8 protein-coding genes and 1 pseudogene are annotated in these 11,998 nt (G+C 38.9%); all 9 read left to right on the top strand.

Annotated features, from left to right (window positions below):
• Positions 1-1,105: WxLIP family cell surface protein (locus tag JZO85_RS22760; protein ID WP_347401824.1), on the top strand; the 1,105-nt coding region annotated here is incomplete at its 5' end.
• A 24-nt stretch (positions 1,106-1,129) separates the two neighbouring features.
• On the top strand, positions 1,130-1,495 hold the full coding sequence (locus JZO85_RS22755) for an EF2685/EF0750 family sortase-dependent surface protein (protein ID WP_207110797.1): 366 nt from the start codon (positions 1,130-1,132) through the stop codon (positions 1,493-1,495).
• On the top strand, positions 1,488-5,951 hold the full coding sequence (locus tag JZO85_RS22750) for a WxL domain-containing protein (protein WP_207110796.1): 4,464 nt from the start codon (positions 1,488-1,490) through the stop codon (positions 5,949-5,951). The genes JZO85_RS22755 and JZO85_RS22750 overlap by 8 nt, the downstream gene beginning before the upstream one ends.
• 98 nt (positions 5,952-6,049) lie before the next feature.
• Positions 6,050-6,283, top strand: coding sequence for a hypothetical protein (locus tag JZO85_RS22745; protein ID WP_206919851.1), 234 nt, complete (start codon positions 6,050-6,052; stop codon positions 6,281-6,283).
• A gap of 56 nt (positions 6,284-6,339) precedes the next feature.
• Positions 6,340-6,978: a winged helix-turn-helix domain-containing protein gene (locus JZO85_RS22740; protein ID WP_207110795.1), complete on the top strand. Its 639-nt coding sequence runs from the start codon at positions 6,340-6,342 to the stop codon at positions 6,976-6,978.
• A 258-nt stretch (positions 6,979-7,236) separates the two neighbouring features.
• Complete coding sequence (locus JZO85_RS22735; RefSeq protein WP_207110794.1) at positions 7,237-7,821, top strand: TetR/AcrR family transcriptional regulator; 585 nt, start codon at positions 7,237-7,239, stop codon at positions 7,819-7,821.
• Positions 7,822-7,901: 80 nt separating this feature from the next.
• Entirely contained in the window at positions 7,902-9,044 is a 1,143-nt protein-coding gene (locus JZO85_RS22730) for an alpha/beta hydrolase (protein WP_207110793.1), read from the top strand.
• A gap of 1,215 nt (positions 9,045-10,259) precedes the next feature.
• A complete protein-coding gene (locus JZO85_RS22725) occupies positions 10,260-11,378 on the top strand; it encodes a tyrosine-type recombinase/integrase (protein WP_207110792.1) in 1,119 nt (372 codons plus the stop codon).
• Between the two features lie 382 nt (positions 11,379-11,760).
• Positions 11,761-11,998, top strand: a pseudogene (locus JZO85_RS22720) (WxL domain-containing protein); the annotation flags it as partial.

The following is an 11,998-nucleotide window of genomic DNA, read 5'->3' as shown; positions in this document are numbered from 1 at the left end:
TAATATTTTACGAGGAGAACTATTTATGGGAAAACAGTTTCTCAAGAAAGATTTTTTATTCCTATTAAAGAATATTCTTTGTTGTCTATTGGTCGTTTCTAGTTGTTTCCTTTTCGTCACCTCCGGTTATGCGGAGGAAACAGAGGAGACGGGCGGAAAAGAAAGCCAACCCCAAAATGATGTGGGTTTTGCCGTAGAGCCTGTTCAAACGACCACTCAAATAGACACACAGAAAGGATTTTATTTTATTAAAGTAACACCTAATGAACCCCAAGAATTAACGATCAAAATAAGAAGTACGAATGTGCAACCAGCAACGGTGTCTATTTATGTGAAGAATGCGTACACGAATCAAAATGGTGTGATTGACTACGATAATGATGAGTATACAAGGGATAAGACCTTAAAACAGTCCATTGAAGAACTCACCTCCGTTTCTGAAAAGAAAATCACTGTACAAAATTACGAAGAAAAAAAGGTGACGATCACCGTTACCCCGCCGGGGGAACGATTTGAAGGGGTAAAAGGCGGGGCCATTTGCGTGATGAACGCCGACTCCTCAGAAACAAAAGAAGGATTACGTTCTACTTTCGGCTATCGTATTGGTCTTTTGGTCACCGAAGACTCTGAACGATACGATGACGGTTCGTCCCTCAATCTTTTAGACGTAAAGCCGACCGTTCATCAAGGCAAGCGTGTGATTCAAGCGCGTCTGCAAAATCCAGAAGCCAAAATTCTAACTGACTTAACGGTTGAAACGAAGCTTTACAAAAAAGGCAGCCGTGAGATTCTTAAGAAACGAACGGCAAATAATATGCGGATGGCTCCAAATTCGCAATTTGATTTCGCCACCAATTGGGGAATTGATCCTATTAAAAGTGGGGCATATACACTAGCTATCAAGGCGAAGTCAGGAACCAATACTTGGGAATGGAAACGAGATTTTAGTGTTGGTGAAAAGCAAGCAACAAAGATAAACGAAGAGGCGAGTTTTACCATCACTTACCAAGGATGGGTGCCGCTTGTAGTAATCTTAATCGGTTTGACAAGCATTATTTTAATCGGCTGCCTTTATGTGCGCAGCAAAAAATGGGAAGCCTTATAAATAACTAAGAAGGAAGGTGCAGAGATGAAAAAAAAGAAACGAGGAACCTTCTTATTAATCGGTTTGGTAAGTAGTGTGTTTCTTCTGATGTCTCCTACAAAAACTTGTGCAGACAGTACCTCTACGACCGCTTTCTCCATCACATTTTCTGCTCAAGAAGCAGCTGGTGATAACGATCACTTAAGTGATCTGCCGGTAATCAAAACAGTCATGTCGAAAAAAAGTTACGCGGTTTCTTATGGTGTACAAACGAAGCAGAAAAGACTCCCAATGACTGGAGAAGAATATAACGTGGTTCTTTACCGGCTTGGTTGGATCACACTATTAGGTGTTTTCCTCTTTTTCTTCATCGGTAGTTATGCGCGTAAGGGGGAGAAGGACCGTGGGTAAAAAAGGAAGTTCATTTATTTTAATCGTGAGTCTTTTATCGAGCATGGTGATTCAACCTGCGATTAGTGTTGCCATCTCGCAAAGCTCAGAGGAGGCGCAACAGACGGAACAGTCTTCTGGTGGATTGACCACTTTGTCTAGTGATGTGTTGGGAAATCCAAACGAACCAATGGTCTCGGAAGAAGAACCCGCCAATGACGAGAAAGAAAAAGACGTTTTTGCGGAGGAAACCTACGAAGCGCGAGACTTATCAAAAAAGGATGAAGACAACGCTTCACATCCAATCGTAGAAGTACAAATGAGTCAAGAAACGCTCAAAGGAGAAATCGTTTTGGGTTCTGACCCACCGAATGGCAACAAAACAATTTTGAAAACAATCGCGTTGCAATCCAAAGATGAAAGCACTGAATGGCAAGAAGTGAAGGGCTTTGAGGAAGGAAAGGACCATGTGTTAAACGATTCCTCTTTCAATTTTGAGTTTTCGGATAGTTTGAACGATCAGGACTATCGAATCGTTTTAGACTATGTCATCGAAGAGATAGACGAAGAGCAACACGTCGTACGCACGTTTCATAAAGGGCAAGTTCTTCTTGATCCAGTCGAACTCACAGAAAAAGGGGAAGAGCCCCCAAAAACAAAAGTGGGCACTGATGAGACCCAAATAGCTTCAACAGAACCGGAGAATGACGTGGTGAACAAGAGTTCTGAGTTTATTGGTCCAAGAGCTGTAAATGATGTTGTGTATAACGGAACTACAAGCGGTGGTGTGACTGCTAACGTAAAAATATACTCAATAAAATCTCGAGAAGCTTCTATTGAATTTACGTACTTCAACTACATAGAGCCTGAACGGGCAAGGTATGTTGTATGGAGTACAGATCCTAATCGTATTATTAATCTTTGTGCAAATATATCTAGTGCTTCTAGAATCCCAAGCGCCTTATGGACACAATTGATGGCGGATGGAACCAATGTAGTTATTCCTTTTCAAAAGAGTTGGAGCAACAACGCTGTTACTTTTGGACCAGCAAAAATGACAAATTTAAAACCGAATACAAAATATTATGTTTGGCTTTTCAAATATAATAGTAGTACTGGTGCTGGAGATTGGTATCATCCAGATGGTACATCAGCTATGCTAGAAAAATATATAGAAGCACCATATGTGTTTACTACGGATTCAGCTGTTGCATTATCGATCACAGCGCCAACGTTTACTCAGACAAGTGCCACGCATAACACTATTCCAATGGTAGGAAAGGCTTATACTGGAGATATTTTTCAAACCTCTGGACAGGGGAAAGTTCAAGTGACTTCAAATGATGGAACGACTGTTCAAGATAAAGTAACGAATTTGGGGCATACGATTACTCAAGGGGGAACCTATAACAGTGCAACGGTATCTGGTTTGACTGCGGGAACACGATACAAAGGACGAACGGCATTAAAGGATTACGGAGGAAACTGGAAATATTCAGGTTGGAGCAGCTATTTCTATACGGCGAATACCGTGAATCAACCCGCAGCCCCGACTTTGAATACGCCAACCGCTTCAAATAATGCGACGGCCGCTGTTACGGCAACCTACAATGCAGGAGACGTGGCGGCACATCCTACATCGACGGACATTCAAATTAGTACCAATAACTCAACTTGGACGACTATAACGGCGGATACGACCCCGGCTGTTACCAATCGAGTTTTTAATACTGGAAGCAAGAGTGTGAGCTTTACCTTGTCAAAACTCAATGCTAGAACAAAGTATTATGTGCGCTATCGTGTGCGGAATGCCAGTAATGTGTGGTCAGGCTATTCAACTGCTCGGGAATTTACCACAGGGGCAATGACATTATCTATTGGAACCCCGACATTCACGCAGACAACAGCCACCCATAATGCCATTTATATGACGGGAACGACCTATACGGGAGATATTTTCCAAACGAGTGGGCAAGGAAAAGTACAGGTAACTTCTAATGATGGGGTAACAGTTCAGGATAAAGTGACGAATTTAACGCACACTGTTTCTCGGGGGGGAACCTATCATAACATAACAGTCCCGGGTCTGATTGCAGGAACACGGTACAAAGGTCGTGTTGCAATAAAGGATTACGGAGGTACGTGGAGGTACTCTGCTTGGAGTAGTTACTTTTATACAGTTAATACAGTGAATCAACCAACAGTAACGAACTTGAATACACCGACTACGTCAACCAATGCGACGGCCGACGTTACGGCAACCTACAATGTTGGAGACGTAGCGGCACATCCTACGTCGACGGACATTCAGATTAGTACCAATAATTCCACTTGGACGACTATTACCGCAGATACGACACCGGCAATCACCAATCGAGTATTTAATACAGGAAACAAGAGTGTGAGCTTTACCTTATCAAAACTTACTTCGAATACGAAGTATTATGTTCGTTACCGCGTTCGAAATGCCAGTAATGTGTGGTCAGGCTTTTCTACCTCTCGAGAGTTTAAAACAAAAGGAATGGCATTAACTTATATATCCAATCCAACATTTAGTTACACGACTTCAGCGAGAAAAATGATTCTAAATGAAGGAACCTATCAGGGAAATACTTATGGCGGTGCGGAGAATGCACAACAGGGGCTTCATGTAAAAGATAACACTGGTGCATGGATAAATGTTCGAGGAAGCATCCACCAACCGATTTCTTATGCAAGTGGAAAATATGCGGTTGGCGGATATGCACTTCAGGATGAATTGATGCCTGGAACTCAGTATCGTTCTCATGTATTTATTCGAGATAGTGAGAATGTGTGGCAAGAATCTTGGCGACTGAACAATAATACGTATTCTTATTTCTATACAAAAAATGAAGTAAATGGGGTGACTAACGTCACTTATACACCAGCCCAAACTGCTTCAAGTGCGAGTGCGTCTATGACTGGTGTCTATAAAGTATCTGATTACTCACAAGGACAAGCACATCCGAAAGAAACAGGGATGACTGATGGGTATGATGGACAAAAAGGCGTGGATATTCAACTTCGTTCTTCACAAGATTCCAATTACTCTTCTTGGAAGAGTGTGAAAGCGGTAGGAGCAGTTGGTTCACCTATCACGGTTACGTCATTAACTATCAATTCAGCTAATAAACGAATCGAGTTCGCTCTTGGAAATATGGAAGCAAACACTACGTATGAAGTGCAATATCGGGTGAAAAATGATAGCAATCAATGGTCTGAATATTCACCCGCTGTATCCATACGAACAAATGGGGTCACTCTGCAGATTTCACCACCTGTTTTTGATCAAGAGACTGCCACAGCAACGAGTGTCCAATTGAAACAGGGAACCTATACGGGGGATATTTCACAAACCACTAATGACGGAGTCGTATATACTGAATCCTATAACAGCGGCACAAATGATACGGATTGGACAGCACGAGTGAATGATTTACAGCATACAACAACAAGGAATGGGACCTATTCTTCCGCTCTAATTAATGGATTAACTCCTGGTACTCGATATAAAGGGTGGATACAAATGAAAAATCTCGAAGGGGTAGTTGTTGGTCCAGTGGGACAACCAGCAGGGGCAGAGAACGAATATTTTTATACGAAAAACACGTTATCTAGTTTAAGTGCGCCTACACTAAACACTCCTGTTGCAGAGCATGGAGCCACTGCCGAATTTTCAGTGGATTATCAAGCTGCAGGCGATCATCCAGACCAACCTGCAGCCCATCCAAACAACGTAAAAGTGTATTTGAGTACTGATGGTGTAGCCTTTTCTGAGATTAGCTCTCATCAGACATCTCCCTCAATCGATACATTTGATATTGATACGACAAATAAAAAAGCTACTGTGAAAATCAAGAACTTGACTGCAGGACAAACCTATCATGTGAAGTGCAGTGTGGTTAATCAGGGCGGCGAGTCTGAACAGACACCGGTGCGAATGTTTACGACCAATCAACGGCAAGCAGGTTTGTATATTTCTGATACACCGACCTTTAACTTTGGTGTTCAGTCGGTCAACTCAAGTGGAACAACCGCGGGACTATCGAATACTCAAGGAACCACTGATTTTGGGATTAAGATGGAAAATGTTGGTATAAGTTCGAATTGGTCTTTTGCGGCTCGTCTTTCTTCCTTACGAACACAAGATGGCAGCAACCAAGAGTTAACTGGCGCACAGCTTTCCTTCGGAAAACAGCTTCAGAAAACAACCAATGGCACAACGTGGCAAGATGTAACACAAGATTTTGAAGGATTGAGCGAAACGACTGCGATACTTCCTGCTGATCATTCGACGACGCAATTATGGAAATCGACGGACATTTCTGCAGGACAAGGAAAATTCAGAACAGCAATTGCCTTTGACTCGGTGAATCTATTGATTCCAGGAAACACGGCTCAAAAAGGCGCGTTTTATGAAGGGAAAATTGAATGGTTGATGGTGAATGAACCGTAACATTGGGGTGATTTCAAATACAATAACTCCTTTTTCTCGTTAAAAAGAGGAATAGTGAGAAAACAATCTTCCTCACTATTCCTGAAAGGATGACAGAGTTGGAACGATATAGTTGGATGATCATTTTAGCGATAATGGGAATGATCAGCTTGATTGCTTTTTTCTATTTCATATTTAAAGATATGAAGAAAATAAGCACATTGAAACTGTCAAAAAAGAAGTATCTTTTAAATTATGCGTTGTTGCTCGTTGTTGTTGTGTGTATCATTTTGGCGGTCTACTTATATTTTGATGTACAAAAACAACTTCGAATACTAGAGGGAATCTTGTGAGGTGATGGAAAATTAGACTATTAATATTGACCCATAATATTTTGAATGAACGATCCATGCAGGAAAATTTACAGAATTTTAATTATGAGGTATTTGTTTCAAAGACAATGTTGGATATGCTTTTGTATAGTGACGATCCGTGGGATAGTTCGTTTTATCAGTTAATTATACTTAGTGAATCCCTATCGAATCGGGAATTGAAACGAATTGTTCCCAAATTAAAAGAAAAAAACGCAGTGATTTTTAGAAAGTATGTCTGTGAACCTATAAATAAAGAAAAAGGGGTTCTGGAAGGGTTAGGAATCGATCAATGGATCCCTAGAGAAATTGGGACAGATGTGTTGCGAGAATTAATCAGTGAGTGTACGACATCAATGAATGAAGCAGTAAAAGTAAAGAAAGCAACAGAGACTTTAGCAGAACTCACTATGGAGTTCACTAAGAATCAGAAAAAGTGCTTTTCAAAATTGTATGACGCCGAAGGGGCGATTGTCTCACGAGAAGAACTTTGTGAGTCTATTTGGAATGATGAACCTACTCGGTCCAATTTGGCACAACTTTCAGTGTTAACAAAATCGTTACGCCAAAAATTGATGAGAAAAGGGTTCTCATCAACTATTATCGAAACGGTCTGGGGGAAAGGGTACCATCTCAATAAGGAGTTTTATACTGTTTATCACACTCCTTATCAGTAATAGACAATGTAAGAAGTAATTGAAAGACCATTAAAAGAGGAACACCCTCCTACTCGGAATTATATCCGACTAGGAGGGTGTTTTCTCTTCAACAATTTATGAATAAAGCAACCATTTTTAGAATAATCCGATTAAAAACACAGATAGTTCGGTATCAAGGAGGCGTATGGAGTTATATTTTGCCATTTGACAAAACAATGTTCTTTAGGTAATATACCACTACAGAACATCGTTCTTTAGAGAGAGGAGAGGAATAATATGTCTCGGATTGTTAAGGCTCCAGATGTACGTCGTCAAGAGCTTATAGAGATTGCATTGAAACAATTTTTAGAAAATGGCTATGAGAAAACGTCCATTCGGTCAATTTTAAAAGAAGCGAATGGAGAAATTGGTATGTTTTATCACTATTTTGAGTCAAAAAAAGAAATTTACGAAGCAGCATTAGAAAAATACAATGAGGAATATATTGTTAAACTCACTGAAGTTGCCAATAATAACTATCTAGATTTTAATGAGAAGCTTAAGCAAGTATTTACTTTGTTGCCAAGTTCTATATCTGAGTATCGATTGATGTATACCGAAAAAGTGAACCCAGAAATCATGACTATTCTGCTCTCTAGAACATTACTAAAGATAGAACCCATATTTGAGCAAATAATTATTGAAGGAATAAAAAATGAGGATATACGCATTTCTGTTCCGAATACTCATTTACTCAGTCAATTTCTTCTTTTTGGTATAAGTGCTATTGTCCACGATACTAAGGTAAAATCCATGGAAGAGAAAATGGTTCATATTAAAATTTTTCTTTCCAAAGTATTGAATAGTTCGATGGATGAATGATAAAAAAATGACAATTAGAAGATCGCAAGTTTAAGTGTATTTTTGATGACATAGAAAGAAAGTAAAAAGGAGGAAGTACTATGAATTTTCCAGTAGGTTATTATGATTTTCACGAGGATACTGCATTCAATTTCCAATTAAATAGATTTTATTCATTTGGGTGTTTAGATTATGAATCAGTTGCAGAAATTGGTGCTGAGTTAACTGATTTTGATAGTTGGTCGCAATTATTTCTTGATAGAGTCGAATCTTTTCACAATGAGGAAAATTATGTTGCATCAGCCACATGTTTACGCGCTTCATTGTTTTTTATGCTTGACGATGAGAAGGATACATTATATAAATCAGAGATCTATGAACGGTGCATGGCTGAATATCAAACAGCATACGAACAAGTTGGACTGACGTATGTTCGCGTGCCATTTGAAAATGGCTATTTTCCTGTAATTTATAAATGTCACAGTGGTGGAGGTAAGGGCGATATTATAGTACACGGAGGCTATGATTCCTTTATACAAGAATTTGTTCCTCTTATGCAGTATATATATTCAAAAGGCTATAATGTTTACATGTTTGAAGGCTTTGGTCAAGGTGAAGTTTTAAACCGATGTGAAATGAAAATGAAACCCGAATGGGAGATATGTACAAAAGTAATATTAGACTATTTTAACTTAGAAGAAGTTACCTTAATTGGTGTTTCTTTAGGAGGTTATTTGGCAGCCCGAGCAGCAGCATATGATAATCGGATCAAAAGAGTTGTGTTATATGATTTGATTTATGATTTTTACGGAGCGATTTTATATAAAGCTCCTGAACAGTTGCAAAAAATGATCGAACAATTAATGAATGATCCAAATAATCCTAAATGGGAAATTATCGTTAATTTAATGGAAGAAAACAAGTTTTCACTATGGTTGTTTCAACAGGGGAGACAAGTATTCGGTGAGATTGTCACCCTATATGATTATTATAAAGTAATCAAAAAATATAGTACTGCAAAGATTTCTCCTAAAATTCAACAGGATGTCTTGATTCTTGCAGGAGAAGAAGACATTTATACTGTGTATTTGGATAAACAAATAAATGTTCTAACAAGCGCAAAATCAGTAACCAGCCGAGTATTCACAAAGGAAGAAAATGCTTCTCACCATTGTCAGGTTGGAAATGTACAATTGGCTTTAGACTATATTATAGATTGGATCGATTTTAAAGTTGAAAAGTGAGAAGTATTTACCAAACTTACTTAATGTTTACCACGATAGTATATTCACTTCGTGTTTTAAATAAAATGGTACAAGTGATCAAAAGAACTATATCTGAGAAAAATTGTTTTGTGCCTAGTACTGAAGAGAAAAAGTGGTGAACAAATCGAAAATCTTAGAAATATGAATATCACACAAACCGATTGTATAACATTCACCAATATCGCTCTAACCTTTGCGGTTCTAAAGAAAGATTGTTTTTACTCTGTCCGCTTTTTTATTCGTGAGTTTTGAGCGCAACATAATCACATTACAACATAGGTTATGTTACATTCGCTTGGAGGATGAAAAATGAAACCTATCACTTTTGTTTTTTTATTGGCGGCAATTTTCCTATTTAAATGGCGTGGATACAACGCATTCACAATAACTCCTTTAGAGGTACTGTGACTGTTCTGTCCTTCGCTCCATTTTTCATTAAACGGAGAAATAAAATTAAATTTATTCAAAGAATAGAAAATATGTGGAGAGATTCTCTTCTGTAAGAGAGAAAAAAGCAATTAATAAAACCTATTCTGAAAAAGAGAGGGTTTGATCACGTGCTATTTCTTCTCAAGCGCGTCAATGTATTATATTCCTGCCATATTTCCTTGATGGTAAAACTTCGAATAGACACTGGCAACGACTAAATTTTGTTTGATAACTCTTGATAAAAGGACTTCTTTTTGAGGTCCTTTTTTGTTTTTATCAGATTTCCTAAGAATGTACTTTTAAAGTACATTTTTAGGAAACCACTTAAAGCATACGCATGCTAAACTCCATTCTCTGAGATCCCTTGTATGGGACGAGGGATTCTTAGATATCCGGCTAGACATAGGAGAAATGATTGAATGAATAAAAAAAAGCATCTCCTCGAAGTGAGGGGATGTTTTTCATAACTTATAAATTCAAATAATCATTAATTATAATCTGTAAATCTCTTGGTTTTACGAAAACCAAGGGAGAATCCGGGTATCGAGACTTACAAATAACGGTTTATATACATTTATTAATTATATTGTAATCGAACGATACAGGAAAATCAACTTAATTTTAATAATAACTGTCGCATTTATTCTGAATCTCGTTTGTTACAAGCTATTAGACCGAAAGTCGACTGTTCTAAATCACAATAAACGGGAAAATGACTCGCTGCTTAGTACGTCATTTTCGCCGTCAAAATAAAAGGAGAAAGCTATGCGTAGAGGAGAAAATATTTATCAAAGAAAAGACGGACGCTGGGAAGGGCGCTATCGAAAAGGACGAAAGGCAGATGGACAGGTGAAATACGGCTATGTCTATGGAAAATCCCTGCGGGAAGTACGAATGAAACTGTATCCGTTAAAGGTTCGTTACCAGACCATTCAGTCCATGCAAGGAAGTTCATGTATCCCTTTGGAAGAATGGGGCTGCCAATGGTTGCGTGCCATCAAAAAAGACGTAAAACTATCCACCTATGCGAATTACCACTACAAGTTGACCAAATATGTCTTTCCATTTATTGGCGATCGCTCGTTAAATGAGCTGACGCACGAAACCGGGAACTACTTGGTTCAACAATGGAGTCTGTATGGATTAAAAAGCTCGACCATGAAGGTGATCATGCAGATCTTAGGCCAGTGTTTAAACAAGGCGAAGAAAGGGGATCATATAAAGGAGAACCCTTTTTCTTCTATTAAATTACCGAAGGAACGGAAACAAAAAATTCGTTCACTGACCGAAAAAGAACAAGAAAAGCTAGAAACAGCGGCGATAAACGTAGGCGGCGTCCGTGGTTTACCCACGTACTTAGCCTTGAATACCGGCTTACGTATTGGAGAAATCGCTGCTTTGCGTTGGACAGATATTGATTTTGAGCGAAATCTGATTCAAGTTTCTCATACATATCAACGAGTGGCATCGATGGAGGGGCTACGGAAAACCCAACTCGTGTATGACACCGTGAAAACGGAAGCGTCGACACGTCTCGTTCCTTTCGGAACGATAATGAAGAGAAAACTGCTTCGATTAAAAAGACAATCCACGAGTCAATATGTCTTTTCAACCCATGATCGCCCAATGGAGCCACGTTTGTTAACGTACTACTTCCATCAATTACGAAAAAAAGCAGGGGTTCAAGACATCCATTTCCACCAACTGCGACACACGTTTGCGACGCGTTGTCTGGAAGCACAAGGAGATATTTTGTCTGTTAGTGCGATCCTTGGGCATACCTCGACACAACTGACCTTAGATACCTATGCAGATTCAATGATCGAACAGCGGATGCAGGTGATTGTTCAATTGGAGAAACACCTTCAAAGAGTAAATGAATAGCTAAAAGCAAAAAATGAAAAAATTTTTTAAGGAAGAATTTTCGGTTATTCTTTTTTTATTTTCTAAGAAAGCGCTTACCTAAAGAGTGGATTATTTCCTTTGAATAAATGTCAGCTGTTATTAAAAGAACAACGTTCGTCAAGCGTGTTTTTTCACTATTTGCCGTCAACTCTCGTCAAGCCCTCATCAAAAAGAGCGTGACATCAATGATTCCAGCATTCAGCTTGGTTTTCGTAAAACCAAGAGAAAAAAAGGATATTCTAAAAAAAGAACGGTGTCCCTCGAATATATTTATTGTACGACTTGTTTCTTTTAATATCAATTGTGCGTTTTCGCACATGTTAGATATATTAAACTATTTTATTACAAGGAGAGAAAAGAGATGAAGAAAAAATTATTGGCAGGTTTAGTAACAAGCGCAACTTTGGTCGGTATTTGTGTGGCAGGCGGTCTGAATGTATCGGCTGCAGAAGTAGACAATGCGGATACTGAAGTAGGGATCGGCTTTACTGGACATGGACCTGGGACAACCCCTGGACCATTAGAAATTCAATGGGCGCCATTGAAACTTGATTTCCACAATGCAAATACGGTGAATACAGTTGTTGCAGATTTCCCAG

This window comes from Candidatus Enterococcus murrayae (assembly GCF_017315985.1).
Classification (GTDB): domain Bacteria; phylum Bacillota; class Bacilli; order Lactobacillales; family Enterococcaceae; genus Enterococcus_A; species Enterococcus_A murrayae.
Note: the sequence above shows the minus strand (reverse complement) of the source record. Positions and strands in the feature narration are given on the sequence as shown.

What these genes read in the sequence shown, in the direction of transcription:
- JZO85_RS22730 (WP_207110793.1), top strand. Translation starts at nt 7,902, where the DNA reads ATGAATTTTCCAGTAGGTTATTATGATTTTCACGAGGATACTGCATTC.
- JZO85_RS22755 (WP_207110797.1), top strand. Translation starts at nt 1,130, where the DNA reads ATGAAAAAAAAGAAACGAGGAACCTTCTTATTAATCGGTTTGGTAAGT.
- JZO85_RS22740 (WP_207110795.1), top strand. Translation starts at nt 6,340, where the DNA reads ATGCAGGAAAATTTACAGAATTTTAATTATGAGGTATTTGTTTCAAAG.
- JZO85_RS22735 (WP_207110794.1), top strand. Translation starts at nt 7,237, where the DNA reads ATGTCTCGGATTGTTAAGGCTCCAGATGTACGTCGTCAAGAGCTTATA.
- JZO85_RS22725 (WP_207110792.1), top strand. Translation starts at nt 10,260, where the DNA reads ATGCGTAGAGGAGAAAATATTTATCAAAGAAAAGACGGACGCTGGGAA.